21 protein-coding genes are annotated in these 21,801 nt (G+C 44.7%); 4 read left to right on the forward strand and 17 right to left on the reverse strand.

Annotated elements, in window-relative coordinates:
- Positions 1-33: 33 nt before the first annotated feature.
- Entirely contained in the window at positions 34-123 is a 90-nt protein-coding gene (locus tag F0251_RS07670) for a YnhF family membrane protein (RefSeq protein ID WP_105057857.1), read from the reverse strand.
- Positions 124-268: 145 nt separating this feature from the next.
- Here F0251_RS07670 and F0251_RS07675 point away from each other — a divergent pair, with 145 nt between their 5' ends.
- Entirely contained in the window at positions 269-862 is a 594-nt protein-coding gene (locus F0251_RS07675; RefSeq protein ID WP_061033770.1) for a hypothetical protein, read from the forward strand.
- Between the two features lie 78 nt (positions 863-940).
- Here the strand turns inward: F0251_RS07675 and F0251_RS07680 are convergent, their stop codons facing one another.
- The 15 genes from F0251_RS07680 to yceD form a co-directional block, all read right to left on the reverse strand.
- Positions 941-1,345: a hypothetical protein gene (locus tag F0251_RS07680; RefSeq protein WP_171730712.1), complete on the reverse strand. Its 405-nt coding sequence runs from the start codon at positions 1,343-1,345 to the stop codon at positions 941-943.
- A 230-nt stretch (positions 1,346-1,575) separates the two neighbouring features.
- Positions 1,576-3,006: a PTS glucose transporter subunit IIBC gene (ptsG, locus tag F0251_RS07685; protein WP_008223640.1), complete on the reverse strand. Its 1,431-nt coding sequence runs from the start codon at positions 3,004-3,006 to the stop codon at positions 1,576-1,578.
- A gap of 444 nt (positions 3,007-3,450) precedes the next feature.
- On the reverse strand, positions 3,451-4,218 hold the full coding sequence (locus tag F0251_RS07690) for a TatD family hydrolase (protein WP_061033771.1): 768 nt from the start codon (positions 4,216-4,218) through the stop codon (positions 3,451-3,453).
- On the reverse strand, positions 4,209-5,174 hold the full coding sequence (locus tag F0251_RS07695; protein WP_061033772.1) for a DNA polymerase III subunit delta': 966 nt from the start codon (positions 5,172-5,174) through the stop codon (positions 4,209-4,211). Before F0251_RS07695 ends, F0251_RS07690 begins: the two co-directional genes overlap by 10 nt.
- Positions 5,175-5,180: 6 nt before the next feature.
- Positions 5,181-5,813 (reverse strand): dTMP kinase, encoded by a 633-nt coding sequence (gene tmk, locus F0251_RS07700; protein WP_061033773.1) that lies wholly within the window; start codon positions 5,811-5,813, stop codon positions 5,181-5,183.
- A gap of 10 nt (positions 5,814-5,823) precedes the next feature.
- Positions 5,824-6,840: an endolytic transglycosylase MltG gene (mltG, locus tag F0251_RS07705; RefSeq protein WP_061033774.1), complete on the reverse strand. Its 1,017-nt coding sequence runs from the start codon at positions 6,838-6,840 to the stop codon at positions 5,824-5,826.
- Positions 6,837-7,679, reverse strand: a complete 843-nt coding sequence (pabC, locus tag F0251_RS07710) for an aminodeoxychorismate lyase (RefSeq protein WP_171730713.1) — start codon at positions 7,677-7,679, stop codon at positions 6,837-6,839. Before pabC ends, mltG begins: the two co-directional genes overlap by 4 nt.
- A 102-nt stretch (positions 7,680-7,781) precedes the next feature.
- Positions 7,782-9,026, reverse strand: coding sequence for a beta-ketoacyl-ACP synthase II (fabF, locus tag F0251_RS07715; protein ID WP_004737382.1), 1,245 nt, complete (start codon positions 9,024-9,026; stop codon positions 7,782-7,784).
- A 93-nt stretch (positions 9,027-9,119) separates the two neighbouring features.
- Positions 9,120-9,353, reverse strand: a complete 234-nt coding sequence (gene acpP / locus F0251_RS07720; RefSeq protein WP_004737381.1) for an acyl carrier protein — start codon at positions 9,351-9,353, stop codon at positions 9,120-9,122.
- 166 nt (positions 9,354-9,519) lie between these two features.
- Positions 9,520-10,254, reverse strand: coding sequence for a 3-oxoacyl-ACP reductase FabG (gene fabG, locus F0251_RS07725; RefSeq protein ID WP_004737380.1), 735 nt, complete (start codon positions 10,252-10,254; stop codon positions 9,520-9,522).
- Between the two features lie 24 nt (positions 10,255-10,278).
- Complete coding sequence (fabD, locus tag F0251_RS07730) at positions 10,279-11,202, reverse strand: ACP S-malonyltransferase (RefSeq protein WP_171730714.1); 924 nt, start codon at positions 11,200-11,202, stop codon at positions 10,279-10,281.
- Between the two features lie 80 nt (positions 11,203-11,282).
- A complete protein-coding gene (locus tag F0251_RS07735) occupies positions 11,283-12,233 on the reverse strand; it encodes a beta-ketoacyl-ACP synthase III (protein WP_061033777.1) in 951 nt (316 codons plus the stop codon).
- Between the two features lie 5 nt (positions 12,234-12,238).
- Positions 12,239-13,264 (reverse strand): phosphate acyltransferase PlsX, encoded by a 1,026-nt coding sequence (gene plsX / locus F0251_RS07740; RefSeq protein WP_061033778.1) that lies wholly within the window; start codon positions 13,262-13,264, stop codon positions 12,239-12,241.
- Between the two features lie 9 nt (positions 13,265-13,273).
- The gene (gene rpmF / locus F0251_RS07745; protein ID WP_004737376.1) at positions 13,274-13,444 is read right to left on the reverse strand and encodes a 50S ribosomal protein L32; all 171 of its coding nucleotides are present in this window, start codon (positions 13,442-13,444) and stop codon (positions 13,274-13,276) included.
- Positions 13,445-13,479: 35 nt separating this feature from the next.
- On the reverse strand, positions 13,480-14,007 hold the full coding sequence (yceD, locus tag F0251_RS07750; protein ID WP_137409091.1) for a 23S rRNA accumulation protein YceD: 528 nt from the start codon (positions 14,005-14,007) through the stop codon (positions 13,480-13,482).
- Between the two features lie 149 nt (positions 14,008-14,156).
- On the opposite strand from yceD, the gene F0251_RS07755 reads away from it, so the two are divergent.
- Positions 14,157-14,738 carry a nucleoside triphosphate pyrophosphatase gene (locus tag F0251_RS07755; protein ID WP_171730715.1) on the forward strand — a complete coding sequence of 194 codons (582 nt, stop codon included), beginning with the start codon at positions 14,157-14,159 and terminating at the stop codon, positions 14,736-14,738.
- 393 nt (positions 14,739-15,131) lie between these two features.
- On the opposite strand, the gene rluC is transcribed toward F0251_RS07755, so the two are convergent.
- On the reverse strand, positions 15,132-16,076 hold the full coding sequence (gene rluC, locus F0251_RS07760) for a 23S rRNA pseudouridine(955/2504/2580) synthase RluC (protein WP_061033780.1): 945 nt from the start codon (positions 16,074-16,076) through the stop codon (positions 15,132-15,134).
- Positions 16,077-16,695: 619 nt separating this feature from the next.
- On the opposite strand from rluC, the gene rne reads away from it, so the two are divergent.
- On the forward strand, positions 16,696-19,839 hold the full coding sequence (gene rne / locus F0251_RS07765; RefSeq protein WP_171730716.1) for a ribonuclease E: 3,144 nt from the start codon (positions 16,696-16,698) through the stop codon (positions 19,837-19,839).
- Between the two features lie 258 nt (positions 19,840-20,097).
- Positions 20,098-21,645: a SulP family inorganic anion transporter gene (locus F0251_RS07770; RefSeq protein ID WP_008220276.1), complete on the forward strand. Its 1,548-nt coding sequence runs from the start codon at positions 20,098-20,100 to the stop codon at positions 21,643-21,645.
- The last annotated feature ends 156 nt before the right edge of the window (positions 21,646-21,801 follow it).

Consider the following 21,801-nt stretch of genomic DNA (forward strand, 5'->3'; position numbering starts at 1 on the left):
GAGTATCAAAACTCAGCCTCGCAATAAATGGTATTAACTACCGATCGCAATAAAGCCAAATGAAAGAATGATTACGTAGATGAACGCTGTAATTTGTAGGGCATTTTTCAGATTATGTTCCATAGACACCTCTGGCTTATTATTAATTTGTTGAGTCACTATTTAAGTACTATCAGGTGTGTGAAGTATCTTCAAGAATCGTCGAAATTAGTCGCACGATATTGATGTAACCATCACAATTAGTAAGTGTATGGATAAGGATATACTCATGAATAACAAAGCAAATATGATGACGTTGGTTGCACTTTTCTCGGTTTCGAGTGTTTATGCCTCACCGGAGATCATTATTACTCCAATGGTTGGTTATACCGCCGGAGGGAGTGTTGAAGATCAAGATGGTAAAAACTATGACATGAAAGGATCTGAAAATTACACCTTTGCCATTGAAACGCCGCTTGAGAAAGGACGTATTGGTTTCTTTTACTCGAATCAAAGCTCAGAGCTGGAAACGCTTAACCTAAGCTCTTCAATCCAATACCTGCACTTTCAAAGTAGTATTTACTACCCTGCATCTTCGGTTCTGTCAGGGTACCTAGGTTTAGGACTGGGCGCCTCTTATGTTGATGTGGACTGGGCGAAAGATAAATACGGTTTCTCGACGTCGATTTTTGGCGGTTTAGAATATAAGTTTAGTGACCGCTTAGCGCTCAATACCCAAGTTCGTTGGTTAGGTACCGTCGTAGATAACGACACAACCGGCGTATGCAACATTCCAAGCAATGGCCAAGACTGCATTATTCGCTTTGATACAGACTGGATGAACCAATTCCAAGCCAATGTCGGATTAAGTTTTACTTTCTAAATGACAATGCATACTACAGAAATGAAAAAGCCAGCTAATTTGCTGGCTTTTCGTTATATCGTATTTTTCAGTTCAACTTTAGAACTTATAGGTCACACCCAGAGCACCGCCTAGTTGCAACTCAACACCTTTGTACATATCAAGTTCAGGGTGAACCTGTGCGTAAGCATTCCAGCCTTCGTAGAAGTTCACTTTAACGCCTAACGGCAAGCGTAAGCCAAAGTCGTCACTCCATTCAGCCCAAGCACCCGCGCCGACGTACCAGCTCAACGGAGCTTCAGTCTCGAACTGACCTCGCTTCCAGATGTAATCAAATGCAGCGCCGTCATTACCAATAGTAACACGGTATTTCTGGTCAAACTCAACAACGGCACTCAGATCTTGGTCAACGGCTAGACCAACTTCTAACGCAGGAGCTTCAGAAGCGTGAGCTAACGAGGCAAGGCTGCCGCACATAAGGCCAATCAAGTAACGATGTTTCATAGTATTCTCAAACTGTTTCAAAAAACGGTAGGTTAATTAAATACCGACACCATTTGTCATCATAAGGTTAAAGATAGCAGGCCATCAAAGGTGATATCCATAGGAGAGTAATTTCAAATGAATGGTAAATAACTGAGAGACAAAAGAATAAGTTTGATGAAACATAGCTAAACAGTAGAAAACAAAAAAGGAGGCCTTTCGGCCTCCTTTCAATTTATTGAATCAGTGAATTAACCGTTGTTACGGATCCACTCATCCATGTCTGTTTTCAGGTTGTCAGATTTAGTACCGAAGATAGCTTGTACGCCACCCGCTACTACTACAACACCTGCAGCACCTAGTTTCTTCAGCTTGTCTTGGTCAACAACTGCTGTATCAGCAACTGCAACACGTAGACGAGTGATACAAGCGTCAAGACCAGTGATGTTCGCTTTACCGCCGAATGCAGCAACTAGCTCACCAGCAAGTTCAGAACCAGTCGCAACTGCTTCTTCTTCTGACTCGTCTTCACGACCAGGAGTTTTAAGGTCTAGAGCTTTAATCACAGTGCGGAATACGATGTAGTAGATTGCAGCGTAAGCAATACCACATACAACCATTAGACCCATCTTAGACGCGTTGCCAGATAGAACTAGGAAGTCGATTAGACCGTGTGAGAAAGATGTACCGTGTACAAAACCTAGAGTGTTCGCAAGAACGTAAGCAGAGCCAGCTAGTAGAGCGTGGATTGCGTACAGAACAGGAGCAACGAATAGGAATGAGAATTCAATTGGTTCAGTGATACCCGTTAGGAATGAAGTTAACGCAGCAGAAGCCATGATACCCATTACTTTAGCGCGGTTTTCAGGCTTAGCTGAGTGTGCAATTGCGATTGCAGCAGCAGGTAGACCGAACATCTTGAACATGTAACCACCAGCTAGCTGACCGAAGCCATTGCCCGCTGCACGAGATGCGTCATCAGCAACTAGGTAACAAGTAAGAACACCGTTTTGAGTTTCGCCAGCAGCGTTTACACAAGTACCAGCTTCGAAGAAGAAAGGTACGTTCCATACGTGGTGAAGACCAAATGGAATTAGAGAACGCTCAACGATACCGTAGATACCAAACGCCACTTGTGGGTTTTGGTGAGCAGCCCAATCAGAGAACGCAGAGATAGCGCCGCCAACTGGAGGCCATACTACAGATAGTAGGATTGCTAGACCGATCGCAGAGAAACCTGTGATGATTGGCACAGCACGCTTACCAGCGAAGAAGCCAAGGTACTCAGGAAGTTGAATACGGAAGAAACGGTTGAATGCCCAAGCAGCAACACCACCGACTAGGATACCACCTAGTACACCAGTATCGATTTTATCAACGCCCATTACACCGGCCATTACGCCTAGTGTAGCAGTCATGATGCCGTAACCAACGATTGCAGCTAGACCAGCTACACCATCGTTGTTAGTAAAGCCAAGTGCAACACCTACTGCGAACAGTAGTGCCATTTGACCGAATACTGAACCACCAGCTTGCTCCATAAGGTTTGAAACAATTTCTGGAATGAAAGGAAGATCTGCTGCACCGACACCTAGCAAAATACCCGCAACTGGTAAAACTGATACTGGAAGCATCAGAGACTTACCAACTTTTTGCAGGCTAGCAAAAAGGTTCTTAAACATGTTTATGCTCCTGATAAAGATAAAATAATTATATGGGTTCTAACGGCACACCCCCGTAGCCTATATGTTAGCACCCAGTGAAAATGTAACCATGTATTGCATTATATTTTCTGCCGCTAAATATATATTGATGCAGAACTAACTTTCTAGTGACTTACGAAATTTAGTTTCAAAACACGTCTTGGATCACATGTCAAATCTAGAAATGCAATGGTTTACAATAAAATAAAGCATTGAAATTTAAGAGCATTTTTACAAGTCATTATTATTTTACTGGGTAAATAAAATAAGAGTAAATGTTATTTTTAGTAACAAAATTACAAATGTTATAATTCACGCTCTCAAGTTCAACATAATTCGTAAACATTAAAAAAAAACGTATTTTTGGTGATCAAAAACACAAAAAGGGAGCTTTCGCTCCCTTTTATTTGTTTAGTTAGTTTTTTATCGCAAAAAAAGTTTTTGGTAATTTTTGGTCGTTTGTTCAGCAACCTCTTTCATCGATACACCTTTTAATTGCGCGATGTAGGCCGCCACTTCCACAACATATGCAGGTTGATTCTGCTTCCCACGATATGGGATCGGTGCTAAGTATGGAGAATCCGTTTCAATCAGTAGCCTATCTAACGGCAGACTCTTAACGACCTCTTTAAGCTCTGTTGCCTGCTTAAAGGTCACAATACCTGAAATTGAGATATAAAAGCCCAGCTCCATGGCCGCTTCAGCAAATGCCTGATCTTCGGTAAAGCAGTGGATTACACCACCACACTTCTCTGCACCACCATCACGAAGAATAGCAAGTGTATCTTCACGCGCATTACGGGTATGTATGATCAAAGGCTTGTTCAGTTCAACCGCTAGTTCAACATGCTGTTTAAATCGCAGTTGCTGCAGTTCAGCCGTTTCAGGCTGGTAATGGTAATCAAGGCCAGTTTCACCGATGGCAACGACTTTAGAATTGCTCGCGTATTCACGCATTCTTTCTAAACTAAAGTCACTCTCAACATCAAGAGGGTGAACGCCACAAGACGCGTTAACGTTATCAAACGGTGCAATCATTTCGAGCATGTTTTCAAACGAATCTAGTGTCACACCTACAGAAAGTAGTTGGTCAACATTCGCTGCTTTTGCTTTGTTCACGACATCTTCTACACTGGTGTGTAAATCTTGGTAATCCAGCTTGTCTAAATGACAGTGGGAATCTACGAACATGTTTCCTCGCAAGTGGCTATCAGCCAATTCATTATGAGTAGCTCCGTATTGAGCCCAGGGTGTTGCTTCAACTGCTCAGTCAATATCAACAGTTTATGTGCTGCAGTATAGGCGCTTTGATAAGACATCACCTCACGCAGCGCATTAGCGCTGGGAGTGATAGCCGTATTCGCTAAGCCAAAATGCAGCTTCTGTACGTCAGACAATAAGTGCCATAACCAACCCAATTGAATCAAAGGGTCTTTGCTAAGCTCTGTCGAGAACTTTAGCATGTCAGGTTGAGTGCCTTTGATGATATTAACGAAACCGTCGAACACTTTCTCGGAAGCGTCAATACCGCCCTCTTCAAACATCGCTTTCGCTTTCAACGGAGCATTGTCGTTAAGTGCCAAAATATACGCAGGAACGGCCTTACCCACTTCTCCATCTAGCCATGCTGAGCCCGCTTCCAATTGTGGGCTCACCACATTGAACTGCTGACAGCGACTGATGATGGTTGGCATTAATCGATTACTGTTACGAGTCGATAAAATGAAAATACACTGGCTTGATGGCTCTTCGAGAGTTTTCAAAAGAGCATTAGAAGCCGACTCGTTCATCGCTTCAGCAGGCTCAAGCAAGATAACGCGTAAACCGCCCAACTGGGATGACTCTTGAGCCCAGCGATTACTAGCACGAACTTGATCAACCGTGATCGATTTGCCTTCTTTCTCTGGCGAGATGACATGAAAATCGGGATGACTGCCCGACTTCATTAACTCACAGCTATGGCAAAAACCACACGCCTCACTTTCATAGTTTGTGCACATTAATGCATCGGTAAGTTGGCTAATGAGAGCGTCAACGCCCAACCCTTCCGGCGCATTAACAATCACCGAATTAGGAAAACGCTCAGCATCGAGGCTTTTTTTCCACTCACTCCAAACTGGTGTGAGCCAAGAATACACTTCCGCCATGACTACCTACTGTTGGTCTAGCCACGTACTAAGCGCTTGCTTAATATCCGCGGCTACTTGTTCTATCTCTTGCTCTGCATTGATCACAAGAACCGACTCATCTTGCGCAGCGATCTCAAGGTAACGTTCACGCGTGCGATCGAAGAAAGAGATATCCATCTTTTCAATTCTATCGAGCTCACCACGGCCACGTGCACGCTCAAGCCCTACTCTAGGGTCTAAGTCCAAGTATAGAGTTAGATCCGGCTTAAAATCGCCTAGTGTGGTTGCTTTCAATGATTCCATTGTCGTACGCGCGATCTGGCGACCACCACCTTGATACGCTTGAGAAGACATATCATGACGATCACCCAATACCCATTTACCGCTATCTAAAGCAGGCTTAATCACGTTTTCGACTAATTGAACACGTGCAGCGTACATCAGCAGTAACTCAGTCATGTCTTGAAGCTGTTCGCCTTCGTGCTCTTCTTTGACCAGTGAACGCATCTTTTCTGCCAGAACAGTACCGCCTGGTTCACGAGTGTTTACTAGCTCTTCAACACCAGAAGCTTTCAATGTCTCAACAATGGCATTGATAGCTGTACTTTTACCCGCACCTTCAAGGCCTTCAACCACGATAAATTTCGACTGATTCATAATTCGTTCTTTATTTGTTTTTTCTTAATTGTTTTAAGTAAGCTCGTACTGCACGGTTGTGCTCAGCCAAACTCTTTGAAAATACGTGCCCACCTGTGCCACTCGCGACAAAATAGAGGTAATTGCTCTTTTCTGGATTCAGAGCCGCATTAATTGACGCTCGACCTGCCATGGCAATCGGCGTTGGCGGCAGGCCACTCATAGTGTATGTGTTGTATGGCGTTGGGGTTCTTAAATCTTTCTTACGGATGTTGCCATCATAGCTATCGCCCATTCCGTAAATCACCGTCGGATCCGTTTGTAGACGCATACGCTTGTTTAAGCGGTTAACGAATACAGACGACACACGTTCACGCTCTGAAGCTACGGCCGTCTCTTTCTCAATAATAGAAGCCAGAATCAGAGCTTCATAAGGTGACTTAAGAGGCAGTTTATCCGCTCTGTTTTCCCATTCATCGTTCACCACGTTCATTAGGTCTCGATGGGCACGCTTCAACAAATCTAAATCGGTTGTGCCGTAGGTGTAGTGGTAGGTTTCCGCTAAGAACAAACCTTCTAGCTTCTCATTTTCAATGCCAAGCTTTTCAGCGATCTCTTTTTCAGACACACCATCTAACGTCTGTTGAATGAATTCATTGTCTTTTAGCTGCACGAGCCATTCGTCGAAACGACTGCCTTCAACAAAGGTGATGGTAAACTGGTGCTCTTTACCCTCTACAAGCACTTGCAGCGCTTGCTCAAGCGTTAACCCCGGCTCTAGCAGGAAAGTACCCGCTTTTACGTCAACAAGCTCAGGGTGAAGCTTACGGATTAATTTCTCATAAGGAGATGCCTCAAATAGGCCCTCATTGATTAACTGAGCCAGCACGCGGTTAAAGCTGCTGCCTGAAGCAACGGTAACTACCTGCGGCTTTTCTAATTGAATAACTTGTTTCAGGTTATCTTGTGCTTGGTTATACACATAGAACCCGGCAGCGCCCGCTGCAATGAGGCACAAGATAATAAAAATAAATAACTTTTTGATCACGAGTTTAGTTGTCCTTGAAGGCTACGAGTAACGGTTCCAATGTCGAATTGGGTTTCACTAATACGGGTAACAGGGGCAACCCCTAAAATGGAGTTGGTGATGAAAACCTCATCAGCTTGCATGAGTTGAGGTAAGCAATAGTCACCAATAGTAACGGAAAGTTCAGTTTGGTTCAGCGCAGTTAACACTTGCTTACGCATAACTCCCGCTACACCACTTTGGGTTAGCTGAGGCGTACAAATCACCTCACCTTGGCGCCAAAACAGATTGGCCATGGTGGTTTCAATCACATTGCCAGAGATATCAAGAACCAAACCGTCAACTTCACCAGCTTGATCCATCTCGTCTTTCATCAGTACCTGCTCAAGACGATTGTTATGCTTGTGACCAGCAAGCAATGGGCTCAGCCCTAAAGCTTGGCGACAAATCCCGAGTTCAACTCCGGTATCTTGCCATGCCTCATAATGGCTTGGGTAATCAAACGTACTAATGGTAATGGTTGGCTTAGCAATGTTCTTAGTGCTGTAGCCTCTGCCGCCAGCACCGCGGCTAACATGCAGCTTTATTCCGGCTTTTCTACTATTGAACTTATTTGCACTTTCGAGGTGGCAGTTTTGGATGTGTTGAATTGCGCTATTGAGCCAAACGTTAACCACATTCCAATCTAATGCAGAAATACGTAACACTTTTAGACATTCATCGACACGCTGTTGATGGTCCTGAAAATGCTGGATCTGACCATTTTGGACAAGCATTGTCGTAAAACAGCCGTCTCCGTATTGAAACGAACGATCTAAGATGTCGATAGTTTGCTGGCTTTGTCCGTCAACCCAAAACATGTTTTTCCCCATAAAAAGAAACGGCTCAATGCTAAGCATCAAGCCGTTTAAAAACAAGTCTAATTATGACTATCTACGACGTTTAGGTCTTTTATAAGATGATTAAATCTTTTTGAAGATCAAACAGCCGTTTGTACCACCGAAACCGAAAGAGTTACATGCAGCATATTCCATGTTGCTAACTTTACGAGCAGTGTGAGGTACTAAGTCAATGTCTAAGCCTTCTTCAGGATCATCTAGGTTGATTGTTGGTGGAACAATTTGGTCAACCAGAGACATAGCCGTGATGATAGCTTCAGCAGAACCAGCGGCACCTAGAAGGTGACCTGTCATTGATTTCGTTGAAGAAACCAATACTTGCTTGCTGCCAGCTTCGCCAAGAGCACGTTTGATGCCCTTAACTTCTGCTACGTCGCCTGCAGGAGTCGATGTACCGTGTGCGTTAACATAACCGATTTGTTCACCAGTAATGCCAGCATCACGCATAGCCGCTTCCATTGCTAGTGCGCCACCAGAACCATCTTCACTTGGAGATGTCATGTGGTAAGCGTCACCCGACATACCGAAGCCAACTAGCTCACAGTAAATCTTAGCGCCACGAGCTTTAGCGTGTTCGTACTCTTCTAGAACCATCATGCCAGCACCGTCACCAAGAACGAAGCCGTCACGGCCTTTGTCCCATGGACGAGAAGCTTTTTGAGGCTCGTCGTTGCGAGTAGATAGTGCTTTAGCTGCACCAAAACCACCCATACCTAGTGGTGTAGATGCTTTTTCAGCACCACCCGCTAGCATTGCGTCAGCATCGCCGTATGCAATCATACGTGCCGCGTGACCAATGTTATGTAGGCCAGTTGTACATGCAGTAGAAATAGCGATGTTAGGACCGCGTAGACCACGCATGATAGACATGTGACCAGCAATCATGTTCACGATCGTTGACGGAACAAAGAATGGGCTAATTTTACGAGGGCCTTTTTCAGTAAGCGCTTGGTGACCTGCTTCGATCAAACCAAGACCACCGATACCAGAACCGATAGCCACACCAATACGTGGTGCGTTCTCATCAGTAACAGTTAGACCAGAATCATCAAGTGCCTGAACACCTGCTGCGACGCCGTATTGGATGAATAGATCCATTTTACGAGCATCTTTTTTAGACATGTACTCTTCGCAGTTAAAGTCTTTAACTAGACCTGCAAAACGAGTTGAGAAATTGGTTGCATCAAAGTGCTCGATATTCACGATACCACTTTGACCAGCTAGCAGGGCTTTCCAAGAAGATTCTACAGTGTTGCCTACCGGTGACAACATACCCATGCCAGTGACAACTACACGACGCTTGGACACGATTTTACACTCCGGAGATTGAGGTGATTTAAGATGAGGATAGATGAGTTAGAGAAAACACAGGCGGTCGAGGTGACCGCCTGGGAGAGATTATTACTGAGCGCTAGTTACGTAATCGATAGCTGCTTGAACAGTAGTAATTTTCTCAGCTTCTTCATCTGGGATTTCAGTGTCGAATTCTTCTTCTAGAGCCATTACTAGCTCAACTGTGTCTAGAGAATCTGCACCTAGGTCATCAACGAAAGAAGCTTCGTTTTTAACTTCAGCTTCGTCTACACCTAGCTGTTCAACAATGATTTTCTTTACGCGTTCTTCGAGGTTGCTCATTTTTTCTTTTCCTTTACAGAGTTCGCTTTATGCGATGTTTTCCGTAGTTTATTCAATCTATTGAAAGTTGCAAGGTCAACTTTTCTGGTCAAACCACAATTTTCACGATTTTAACCGAAATTACGTATGATCTTGACTTAAATCATGCACAAATGTTGCACATAATTTAAACCATGTACATACCGCCATTGACGTGAAGTGTTTCACCTGTGATATAAGCTGCCGCAGGCGACGCCAAAAATACCACAGCTTCAGCGATTTCGCGAGGGTCACCTAGTCGACCTGCTGGTACATTCGCCAAAGTTGCTGCACGTTGGTCATCATTTAGCGCTTTAGTCATGTCAGTTTCGATGAAACCAGGAGCAACAGTGTTCACTGTAACGCCACGAGACGCAACTTCACGAGCCATTGATTTAGTAAAGCCAATTACGCCAGCTTTAGCTGCTGCGTAGTTTGCTTGACCAGCGTTACCCATAGTACCCACTACAGAACCAACGTTAACGATACGGCCTTCACGCTTCTTCATCATGCCACGCAGTACAGCTTTAGACATGCGGAAGATAGGTGTTAGGTTAGTGTCGATGATGTCATTCCATTCGTCGTCTTTCATACGCATTAGTAGGTTGTCACGAGTGATACCTGCGTTGTTAACTAGAATGTCAATCGCACCGAATTCATCGTTGATGGTTTTCAGTGTAGCAGCAATTGAGTCAACATCAGTTACGTTAAGAGCAAGACCTTTACCGTTCTCGCCAAGGTACTCACTGATTGCAGCAGCGCCGCCTTCAGATGTAGCAGTACCGATAACTTTAGCACCACGCTCAACTAAAAGTTCAGCGATTGCACGACCGATACCACGGCTTGCGCCTGTAACTAGTGCAACTTTGCCTTCTAAATTCATCATAACTTCTCTATTAAGTGGTTATTACTTAGCAGCTTCTAGTGATGCAGTGTCATTAACTGCAGCAGCTGTCATAGTTTTTACGATTCGTTTTGTTAGGCCAGTAAGAACTTTACCAGGACCTAATTCAAGTAGCTTCTCAACGCCTTGCTCGTTCATCGCTTGTACACCTTCAGTCCAACGAACTGGGCTGTAAAGTTGACGAACAAGCGCATCTTTAATTTTTGCAGGGTCTGTTTCAGCAACAACATCAACGTTGTTGATAACAGGCAATGCTGGCGTGTTGAATTCTAGAGCTTCTAGAGCTATCGCTAGCTTGTCTGCTGCAGGTTTCATTAGCGCACAGTGAGACGGTACAGATACTGGTAGAGGAAGTGCACGCTTAGCGCCCGCTTCTTTACATAGTGCACCAGCACGCTCTACTGCCGCTTTGTTACCCGCGATAACAACTTGGCCAGGAGAGTTGAAGTTCACTGGAGAAACAACTTCACCCTGTGCCGCTTCTTCACACGCTTTAGCAATCGCTTCATCATCTAGACCGATGATTGCGTACATTGCACCAACGCCTGCAGGAACCGCTTCTTGCATTAACTGGCCACGTAGTTCAACTAGCTTGATCGCTTCTTTAAAGTCGATAACGCCAGCACATACTAGTGCAGAATATTCACCTAAGCTGTGACCCGCTAAGTTTGCAGGTTGCTCTAGGCCAAGCTCTTGCCATACACGCCAAATTGCAACAGACGCTGTTAGTAGAGCCGGTTGAGTGCGGAAAGTTTCATTTAGATTTTCTACTGGGCCATCTTGAACTAATGCCCATAGATCGTAACCAAGTGCTTCTGAAGCTTCAGCAAATGTTTGTTTAACAACATCATACTGTTCGCCTAGGTCTGCAAGCATACCGATAGCTTGAGAGCCTTGGCCTGGGAATACGATAGCAAACTTGCTCATTGTAATTTTCCTTTAAGCAAAGCAAAAAATTGAATAAGGCACATAAGTTATGTGCCTTGTTTGTAGGTTTTCGCTTAGGGTTAGAATTTAACTAACGCAGAACCCCAAGTGAAGCCACCGCCAAATGCTTCCAATAGAAGAGTTTGACCGCGTTTAATTCGTCCGTCACGAACAGCCTCATCTAAGGCTGTTGGTACGGTAGCCGCTGACGTGTTGCCGTGCTTATCAAGGGTGATCACCACTTGATCAAGTGACATTGTCAGCTTTTTCGCCGTTGCTGAAATAATACGGTAGTTCGCTTGGTGTGGAACTAACCAATCAAGCTCTGACTTATCCATGTTATTTGCAGCTAATGTGTCTTTAACCAGCTTAGATAGCTGAGTTACCGCCACTTTGAATACTTCGTTGCCCGCCATGTGCAGCCATTTATCCGCATCACCGCCACGCTCTGGTACTTCAAGGCTTAGTAGCTCACCGTATTTACCATCAGAGTAAATGTGAGTCGACAAAATACCTGGCTCTTCGCTTGCGCCTACAACCACCGCGCCTGCTGCATCACCAAATAAGATGATCGTAGAGCGGTCAGTCGGATCACAGGTTTTTGACAGTGCATCGGCACCAATCACCAAAACGTTCTTACACATGCCTGATTTGATGTGCTGATCTGCAACAGACAAAGCATAGACAAAACCAGAACACGCTGCAGCCAAATCAAACGCAGGGCAGCCTTTAATACCAAGCTTACCTTGTACCTGACACGCCGAAGACGGGAATGTGTGGCTACTACTGGTGGTCGCAACGATGATTAAATCAATATCTTCTTTGTCGATACCCGCCATTTCAATGGCATTTTCAGCAGCGTAAAACGCCATATCTGCAACGGTTTCGTTCTCCGCTGAAATACGACGCTCTTTAATACCTGTTCTAGCAACGATCCACTCATCGCTAGTCTCTACCATTTTCTCTAAGTCTGCGTTAGTACGCACCTGAGATGGCAAGTAGCTGCCAGTACCTAAAATTTTGCTATACATGAAGACTAATAATGCCTCTCGAGTAAAACCGCTTCCAAACGATCGCTAATGCGGCTGGGGACTTGTCGTTTGACCTCGTGTACTGCCTCGCCAATCGCGTTGACAACTGCAGATACATCAGCACTTCCATGACTTTTAATGACAATGCCGCGCAATCCTAACAAACTTGCGCCGTTATACTGGTCGGGGTTCAAGGTTTTTAATTCAGTAAATAGCTCAGAAAACAACATTCTGGCTATCCAACCCTTTATAGTTGAAGCCATCATGCGCGTTTTTAGCTTATCAATAAAGAGCTGAGCCGTACCTTCGCACGTTTTTAAGCAGACATTGCCCACAAAACCATCACATACGACGACATCAGCAGCATCTTGAAGGAGTTGGTTACCTTCAATATAGCCTATGAAGTTCACAGACTGAGTATTCGACAACATTTCAGCGCATCGTTTTACAAGGTCATTACCTTTAATTTCTTCGGCACCGATATTCAAAATAGCGACACGTGGAGCGCGACCTAAATGTTGTTCCGCTAATGCACTGCCCATCACAGCAAATTGGAAAAGCGAATCTGCATCACTAGACACATTTGCCCCTAAATCAAGCATCCATGTACGATTCCCTGAAGCGGTAGGCAAAGCTGAAACCAATGCGGGCCTATCAATGCCAGGGAGGAGCTTAAGTCGAAAACGGGACAGAGCCATCAATGCGCCGGTGTTGCCACCACTCACACAAGCATCGGCTTGAGAGTCGGCGACCAGATCAATAGCAGCACGCATGGAGCTACCCTGACTGTTACGCAAGGCTAGTGAAGGTTTTTCAGAATTGGAAATAACTCGATCACAATGCTGAATACTCAAACGAGAGTCAGGCATTCGACCTAATGAAGATAATTGAGATGTGATCGCGTTTCGATCACCTATGAGAATGACTTTTAGCTCTGGGAAATACGACAGTGCCTGCACGGCGGCAGGCACTGTTACACGAGGACCGAAGTCCCCGCCCATTGCATCAAGCGCAACGGTTAGATTTTGCAAAGGTCAACCTTACTTGTTGATAACCTTTTTGCCGCGGTAGAAACCTTCCGCAGTCACGTTGTGACGTAGGTGAGTTTCACCTGAAGTTGCGTCTACAGAAAGTGCAGCTGTAGTTAGCGCATCGTGTGAACGACGCATGCCACGCATTGAACGTGATTTCTTGCTCTTTTGTACGGCCATTGACCCTACTCCTATGTAAATTCTTAAAGAAGCAGTTACTTCTTCAAGCTTTTTAAAACATCAAATGGATTCGGCTTCTTGTCTTCCTCAATTTCTTCAGGAAGTTCACCAAACACCAAGTTATTTGAGTTAACGCTACATTTCGCATTATCGTGCATTGCTATTTGCGGCAATCCAAGAATGAACTCGTCTTCAACTAGTTGAATCAGGTCTAACTCACCGTACTCGTTCAGATCTACCAAATCGTACTCTTCCGGTGCTTCCTCTTCACTTTTCTCATTATAATAAGGAGTATAAGTGAATTGGACATCGCACTCATGTGCGAAAACCTCATTACAACGCTGACACTCTAAATCGACTTCGACGTTAGCTTTACCAGAGATAACGACTAATCGTTGTTCATCAAGCCCAAATGACAATGAGACTTGCGCGTCACGTTTTACGCCTTCAGTTGCCTCAGCTAAACGCTTAAAAAGACTGGTTTGGATGATGCCATCTAAATCTAGTCGTTTCTGAGCCGTTCTTGCCGGATCAACTGTACGCGGTATTTTTACCTTTTGCATAGGGCGCGAATCTTATCTTCCAAATCGAGTTTAGTCAAAGGAAATGGCAAAAAAAGTACACTTTTTTACCTTTCCCATACAGAGCATTATGAATAGCGGGATAACTTCCTATATCCTACTGTAAATGCTTCTATGAATTGTAAATTAAAATGAAAAATTACCAACTAGTTTTAGCCTCTACCTCACCATTTAGGCAAGAGATCCTCAAAAAACTACAAATTAGCTTCATTACGGCAAAGCCTGATTGCGATGAAACACCGATTCCGGGGGAGACTCCACAACAGTTGGTAATGCGCCTTGCTGAAACCAAAGCTAAGTCTTGTTTCATTGATCAACCAAGCTTAGTGATTGGATCTGACCAAGTCTGCGTGATCGATGGCGAGATAATAGGTAAACCTCATACTCGTGAAAAAGCGATTGAGCAGTTATCTCGTCAAAGTGGCAAGAGCATCACTTTCTATACAGGAGTAACCGTATGGAACAGCGAAACCCAACAAGCTGACACGCGTCTCGATACCTTTATTGTTCACTTCCGTGACTTAACCGAGCAACAGATCATCTCTTACGTTGAAAAAGAAGAACCTTACTGGTGCGCTGGCAGCTTTAAGTGTGAAGGACTAGGTATCGCTTTGTTCAAAGAGATGGAAGGAAAAGATCCGAACACGCTTATTGGTCTACCGCTTATTGACCTAGTCGATATGTTGGATGCGCAAGGAATGAGTGTGCTTTAACTCGCGCTTACCATTCTTACAGAGATTCCCTACTCCTTCCTTCGTCAGTCTAGGGAATTCTCTTGAACTTTAAGGTGAACACGATATGAAGACCATAGTAGTACCACTCAACTTTTAAAAAGGTCACTGCTGTCTCATAAACACTGCGGAAGACAGTAACCCAAAAGTTGTTCGACCGAGGTAACACGTAAACACAAGGTACTATTTTACTCGAATAGCAAAAAGTATCGTCATCCCCAAGAGTGAGGGACGAGCGAGTTGGGGATCTCTTGTAACAAGCACAAACAAAAAAGGTTGACGAAATTCGTCAACCTTTCTCAATTATAGATACTGAAGAACAAATTTAGAGACACTCTATACCTTCGTATCTCGTATCTCGTATCTCGTATCTTCTTAAAGCTTACGTAAACCAGTCAGCGCTTTTTCTAATCGCGCTTCCATCGGAGCTGAGATATCCATCTTCTCTTCACTACCCGGATGCGTGAACTTGATGTTTGCAGCATGTAGGAACAAGCGATCCAACCCAACCTTTCCCGTGTAAGCATCAAAACGACGATCACCATATCGGTCATCCCATGCAATTGGGTGGCCCGTATATTGAGTGTGTACACGGATTTGGTGCGTACGACCGGTAATCGGGCTCGCTTGAATCAGTGTCGCATCTTTGAACTTCTCTAAAACCTTAAAACGAGTTTCAGAGGCTTTACCATTCGGGTTAACACGAACGATACTGTTTACTTCATTTTTCAGCAGAGGCGCATTCACCACCTTACAGCTGTTCTTCCACTCGCCCATCACTAAAGCGAAGTAGTATTTTTGAACCGTTTTTTCACGGAATTGCGCTTGAAGATGTCTTAGCGCCGAGCGCTTCTTAGCAACAAGCAAGATGCCAGACGTATCTCTATCAATACGGTGCACTAGTTCAAGAAAGCGAGCTTCAGGACGAAGTGCACGCAATGCTTCAATTGCGCCAAACTTAAGTCCACTACCACCATGAACGGCAGTGCCCGATGGTTTATTTAGAATCAGCATGTGATCATCTTCATAAATGATGCACTGTTCCAATTCTGAAACCTTATTGAGTTTCGTGCTTGGCACGTTCTCTTCAACTTTCTCTTCAATGGTAACTGGCGGGATACGAACTAAATCACCAGCTTTTAGTTTGTACTCAGCCTTGATGCGTTTTTTGTTTACGCGGACTTCGCCTTTACGCACGATTCGGTAAATCATGCTTTTCGGGATGTTTTTTAATTGGTTGCGTAAGAAGTTATCAATACGCTGACCAGCCATATCTTCGTCAATATCGACAAATTGGACTTGGGTTCTAATTTCGCTCATTGCGCTATTGTATCACTGTCACTTTTGATAATTGAGATTTTCTTAGGTCTATTCTGAACTAATTTACTCTTAATTCTTGATCATCTACCACCAAATGGTCGCTGAAGTTCTATATTTCTTTGATTCTTCGAACAAAAAAGCACCAAGATTCCTGCAAATTAAAATATCAATTGATAAATTATTTATAGACAGTGAGTTAGAGCTATCAAAACACAAACAAAAACTGTTTTTTTTACAGCATTCCGACAAAGCAGATTGCTGTGTTTACCGACCACTGCTATAGTTCACAGCTGCTATCAACGGTTTGACTAAAATTTAAACAGACAATCGTTCATAAGCAAGTAAATGAGTAGATAACTCAGATTAGACAGTGCTGCAATTGGCGTAAGACACAGTCAACTGAGTCCCCTTATCGCTCTACTCACGTACGCTCATGTTGAGTATTCACCGCCACATCGCGGATCATAGGCTAACTCCCTATGATGACTGACGTGCCCCAGAGCATCCCTCTCCAGCCGGGAGGCTGCACCGATAAAGCCATGGGATCTGGCACCATGAGAAACGAAATAAAGCGATAAGAACAATGATGAAAATAAGAAAAGACAACGAGTATTTCTAAATGAAAAGAATGTTAATTAACGCAACTCAAAAAGAAGAGTTGCGTGTCGCTTTGGTTGACGGCCAGCGACTATTCGATCTAGATATCGAAAGTCCAGGTCATGAGTCAAAGAAAGCGAATATCTACAAAGGACGTATTACCCGTATTGAACCAAGCCTAGAAGCGGCATTCGTTGATTACGGCGCAGAACGTCACGGTTTCCTCCCTCTTAAAGAAATTGCCCGCGAATACTTCCCTGAAGGTTATACATACCAAGGCCGTCCTAGCATTAAAGAAGTGCTAAAAGAAGGCCAAGAAGTAATCGTACAAGTAGAGAAAGAAGAACGTGGTAGCAAAGGTGCTGCACTGACAACTTTCATCTCTTTGGCAGGTAGTTACTTAGTTCTTATGCCAAACAACCCTCGTGCAGGCGGTATTTCTCGTCGTATCGAAGGTGATGAGCGCACCCAACTGAAAGCAGCATTGAGCACTCTTGAGCTTCCTCAAGGTATGGGCTTAATCGTGCGTACAGCGGGCGTTGGCAAAAGCGCAGAAGAGCTAGAGTGGGACCTAAATGTTCTATTGAATCACTGGGGCGCTATCAAGCAAGCTTCAGATTCAAATGCAGCTCCTTTCCTAATTCACCAAGAAAGTAACGTTATTGTTCGCGCAATTCGTGACTACCTACGTCGTGACATCGGCGAGATTCTAATCGACAGCAACACTATTTTTGAACGTGCTCAAGCGCACATTCAACTAATACGCCCAGATTTCATGAATCGCGTTAAGAAGTACGATGGTGAAGTGCCACTATTTAGTCACTACCAGATTGAAAGCCAGATCGAATCGGCTTTCCAACGTGAAGTTCGCCTTCCATCTGGTGGTTCTATCGTAATCGATCCAACAGAAGCGCTAACTTCTATCGATATCAACTCAGCTCGTGCAACAAAGGGCGGCGATATCGAAGAGACAGCACTTAACACTAACCTAGAAGCAGCCGATGAAATTGCACGTCAATTACGTCTACGTGACCTAGGTGGTCTTGTTGTTATCGACTTTATCGATATGACTCCGGTTCGCCACCAACGCGAAGTTGAAAGCCGCCTACGTGATGCCGTTCGTCTAGACCGTGCTCGTGTACAAATTGGCCGTATTTCTCGCTTTGGTCTTCTAGAGATGTCTCGTCAACGTTTGAGCCCATCACTAGCAGAAGCAAGCCACCACATTTGTCCTCGTTGTACAGGTACTGGTGTTGTTCGTGATAACGAATCTCTAGCACTGTCTGTTCTACGTTTGATTGAAGAAGAAGCTCTGAAAGACAACACAGCACAAGTACTTGCTGTTGTGCCTGTTCCTATCGCGTCTTACCTTCTGAACGAAAAACGTCGCTCAGTAAACCACATCGAGAAGAACCAAGAAGTTAAGATCACTGTTGTTCCTAACTCTGACATGGAAACACCGCACTTTGAGGTTATCCGTGTTCGTGAAGGCGAAGAGTTCGATCTACTTTCTTATCTACTTCCTAAGAAGCTAGATGCTCTGAAAGAAGCAGAAAGCAAAGAACCGGCAGAACAAGCAATTCGTCCTAAGAAGATCGAAGAGCCAGCTCTGAAAGGCTTCGCAGCTCCAGCTCAATCAGCACCGACTCCAGCGCCAGCACCAAAAGCGGCACAAGAGAAGAAAGCTGAGCCAGTAGCACAAGAATCAGGCCTAATTGGTCGCTTCTTTAAGGCTATCGGTAGTTTCCTATTTGGCTCTTCAACTCAAGAAGAGAAGCAAGAAGAGAAACAAACTGAAGAGAAGCCTAAAAACAACCGCAACGGAAACCGTCAACGCCGTGACCGTAACGATAACCGCCGCCGTAACCAACGTGGTGAGCGTGGTGACAACCGTAACGATAACCGTGACAACAAACGCCGTCGCAAGCCTGCACGTGATGAGAAGCCTGAAGAGCAGAAAGATGCAGCTCCACAGCAAAATCGTCAACCTCGTAAGCCTAAGCAAGATCGCCGCAACAAGCAGCGTGACGAGCAGAAGCAACGCGAAGAGCAAGCACCATCTAAATTAGCAGAAGAAGGCCTACAGCTAGCGGCAGACGCACAAGCTGGTAAGTCAGATGCGCCAAAGGCTAAGCCTGAAGCGAAAGCTGCTAAGATCAAAGAGCGTCGCCAACGTCGTAAGCTGAACAAGCAAGTTCGTGTTAAAGACCAGCAAGCTCAAGCAGACGCGGCTGAAAACTCAACTAAGGAACAAAAAGCACCATCTGTTTCTAAAGAGCAAGCAGCAGCGAAAAACAAATCAGTAGCGCAAGAGCAAAAAGTTGCAGAGCAAGTTGAAGCAACTCAAGCAAATGGCGAGCAATCTGAACAGGAAGAACCGAAACAACGTCGTAACCGTCGTTCTCCACGTCACCTACGTGCAAGTGGTCAACGTCGTCGTCGCGGTCGTGATCGTCGCCCTAACCCATTCCGCCTACGTAAAGGTGGTGTAGCTTCTCCAGAGATGGCTATGGGTAAAGTGATGCCTCGCTTCATTCCAAAACCTCATCACAAACAGGCAAAACCTGAAGTGGCTGAAGTAGCAGTTGAAACGCAAACAGTGGTTAATACTCAAGAGCAAAATGTCGCTCAAGAGGCAGCTCCACAAAGCAGCGTTGTAATGGCAGGCGGTTTTGCATGTCCTGAACTGGCAATGGGTAAAGTGATTATCCGCCGTGAAGAGACTGCAGTAACTCAGGCACCAGTTGCTGAAGCTCAAGTCACTGAAGCTCCTGCTGTTGTTGAAGAAGCTCCAGTGGTTGCCGAAGCGAAAGTTGAGGCACCTGTCGTTGAAACTCCAGTAGTTGAAGCACCAGTTGAGACTGTGAAAGCTGAGGAAGCAGTTACTGAAGCACCAGCAGTTGAAGCTGAAGCGGCTGTCGTTGAAGCACCGAAAGCTGAAGTGAAAGTTGAAGAAGCGCCTGTTGCAAAAGCAGAAACGCCAAAAGCAACAGTTGCGAAGAAGCAAGCGGGCTCACCAATGACTAAAGCTCCTGGTCCTCAAGAGATCAAAGAGATTGAAGTGGTTGCAGCACCGTTCCGCACTGAACGTTTTGTACCAAAAGGTGCAGGTAGTCAGGTAGCGTCAAACAAAGCTGGCGCAGGCATGACTAAGCCAAACTACTAGTGTTTACTACTGAGTAATCATTAGAAAATCGAATCAAAGGCTGCTTATTTAAGCAGCCTTTTTCTTATCTGCTAATCGAATAAAAATTAATAGATATATTACTCAAAATTGGGTTCTACCTTGAACTTAGTCACAATTTTGGGTAGCATTCGCGCACTTATCTTTTCGACACTTAGCTATTGCCGCTCTTTTTCATCACTGTTTAGCTACGCAATACACTCGTGTCGGTAAATCCATTTTAAGCATAGCTGAGCACACATGTTCGAATTCCCACAATTTTCTAAGCACTCTGTAAAGAATGACGTACTGTCAGGCCTTACCGTAGCACTTGCTCTGGTACCTGAAGCTGTAGCATTCGCCTTTGTTGCTGGCGTTGACCCAATGGTTGGTCTGTACGCAGCATTCATCGTAGGTCTTATCACTTCAATCTTCGGCGGCCGCCCAGGCATGATTTCTGGTGCGACTGGCGCAATGGCTGTTGTAATGGTAAGCCTAGTTGCAACTCATGGTGTTCAATACCTATTCGCGGCAATTATGCTAGCTGGCCTTCTGCAAATTGCAGCAGGTGTCTTCAAGCTAGGTAAATTTATCCGCATCGTTCCACACCCAGTAATGATTGGTTTCGTGAACGGCTTAGCTATCGTTATTTTCCTAGCTCAACTTGGTCAATTCAAAGCACCGGATCTAACAGGTGCATTAACTTGGCTACCAAGCGACCAGATGACTCTGATGTTAGGCCTAGTGGCACTAACTATGGCGATCATCCACTTCCTACCAAAACTGACGACAGCAGTACCATCTTCATTGGTTGCTATCGTAACGGTGACGGCATTGGTTGTAGGTCTTGATCTTGAAACTCGTACTGTTGTTGATTTCCTACGTACTATGTCTGGTGACGAAGCAGCAACGCTGGCGGGTTCTCTACCGACTTTTTCTATTCCAGCAGTACCGTTTAACCTAGAAACGCTATACATCATCCTGCCTTACGCAGTGATCCTTGCAGCGATTGGTCTAATCGAATCACTACTAACGCTAACAGTACTAGACGAGATGACGAACACTCGTGGTCAATCTAACCGTGAATGTGTTGGTCAAGGTATGGCTAACGTGACGTGTTCAGTATTTGGCGCGATGGGTGGTTGTGCGATGATTGGTCAGTCAATGATCAACGTAAACTCTGGTGGCCGTGGTCGTCTATCGGGCATCGTTGCTGCTGTTGCATTGCTAATGTTCATCCTATTCGGTTCAGCACTTATCGAAATGATTCCTCTAGCAGCACTTGTGGGTGTAATGTTCATGGTTGTTATTGGTACATTCGAATGGGCAACGTTCAAACTTGCACGTCGCGTACCTAAGCAAGACTTCTTCGTTATCGTTCTTGTTACGGTTGTGACAGTAATGACTGACCTAGCGGTTGCTGTATTTGTGGGTGTTATTGCATCTGCACTGATGTTTGCATGGCAGCATGCTAAGCACATCTACGCGGATACTTGCATCAACGAAGCGGGTTCAAAAGAGTACAAAGTAAACGGTCCAATCTTCTTCGGTTCAACAGCGAACTTCCTTGAGTTATTTGACGCTCATGAAGATCCACAAGATGTAATTGTTGATTTCGCGAACTCTCGCGTAACCGACCACTCTGCTATTGAAGCAATTGATACCATTGCTGAGCGTTACGCAGCACAAGGTAAAACGCTGCACCTTCGTCACCTAAGCCAAGACTGTGTTGCTATGCTGCACAAAGCAGGTAGCTTAGTAGAAGCAAACGTAGCAGAAGATCCAATCTACAAAGTAATGTCTAAGTAATCTTAAACATCACTTTACGTTAGATATAGAAAGGCCGACATTCAATGTCGGCCTTTTTTATGGTTCATCGCGGATTAGCGGGAACTAAAAACAAAAACGGTAGTAAGTGATATGGTTTAGTCGCCAAACAAAAATCATACACAAACTACCGTTTTC

The organism is Vibrio sp. 070316B (assembly GCF_013114115.1).
In the GTDB taxonomy this organism is placed as follows: Bacteria; Pseudomonadota; Gammaproteobacteria; order Enterobacterales; family Vibrionaceae; genus Vibrio; species Vibrio chagasii_B.

Coding starts and splice junctions, on each gene's coding strand:
- rluC (WP_061033780.1), bottom strand. CDS start 16,076: ATGAGCGAAATTAGAACCCAAGTCCAATTTGTCGATATTGACGAAGAT.
- F0251_RS07670 (WP_105057857.1), bottom strand. CDS start 123: ATGGAACATAATCTGAAAAATGCCCTACAAATTACAGCGTTCATCTAC.
- pabC (WP_171730713.1), bottom strand. CDS start 7,679: ATGTTTTGGGTTGACGGACAAAGCCAGCAAACTATCGACATCTTAGAT.
- rpmF (WP_004737376.1), bottom strand. CDS start 13,444: ATGGCCGTACAAAAGAGCAAGAAATCACGTTCAATGCGTGGCATGCGT.
- fabD (WP_171730714.1), bottom strand. CDS start 11,202: ATGAGCAAGTTTGCTATCGTATTCCCAGGCCAAGGCTCTCAAGCTATC.
- tmk (WP_061033773.1), bottom strand. CDS start 5,813: ATGAATCAGTCGAAATTTATCGTGGTTGAAGGCCTTGAAGGTGCGGGT.
- F0251_RS07680 (WP_171730712.1), bottom strand. CDS start 1,345: ATGAAACATCGTTACTTGATTGGCCTTATGTGCGGCAGCCTTGCCTCG.
- F0251_RS07695 (WP_061033772.1), bottom strand. CDS start 5,174: ATGGCGGAAGTGTATTCTTGGCTCACACCAGTTTGGAGTGAGTGGAAA.
- F0251_RS07770 (WP_008220276.1), top strand. CDS start 20,098: ATGTTCGAATTCCCACAATTTTCTAAGCACTCTGTAAAGAATGACGTA.
- acpP (WP_004737381.1), bottom strand. CDS start 9,353: ATGAGCAACCTCGAAGAACGCGTAAAGAAAATCATTGTTGAACAGCTA.
- yceD (WP_137409091.1), bottom strand. CDS start 14,007: ATGCAAAAGGTAAAAATACCGCGTACAGTTGATCCGGCAAGAACGGCT.
- F0251_RS07755 (WP_171730715.1), top strand. CDS start 14,157: ATGAAAAATTACCAACTAGTTTTAGCCTCTACCTCACCATTTAGGCAA.
- F0251_RS07690 (WP_061033771.1), bottom strand. CDS start 4,218: ATGTTCGTAGATTCCCACTGTCATTTAGACAAGCTGGATTACCAAGAT.
- fabG (WP_004737380.1), bottom strand. CDS start 10,254: ATGAATTTAGAAGGCAAAGTTGCACTAGTTACAGGCGCAAGCCGTGGT.
- ptsG (WP_008223640.1), bottom strand. CDS start 3,006: ATGTTTAAGAACCTTTTTGCTAGCCTGCAAAAAGTTGGTAAGTCTCTG.
- rne (WP_171730716.1), top strand. CDS start 16,696: ATGAAAAGAATGTTAATTAACGCAACTCAAAAAGAAGAGTTGCGTGTC.
- F0251_RS07735 (WP_061033777.1), bottom strand. CDS start 12,233: ATGTATAGCAAAATTTTAGGTACTGGCAGCTACTTGCCATCTCAGGTG.
- F0251_RS07675 (WP_061033770.1), top strand. CDS start 269: ATGAATAACAAAGCAAATATGATGACGTTGGTTGCACTTTTCTCGGTT.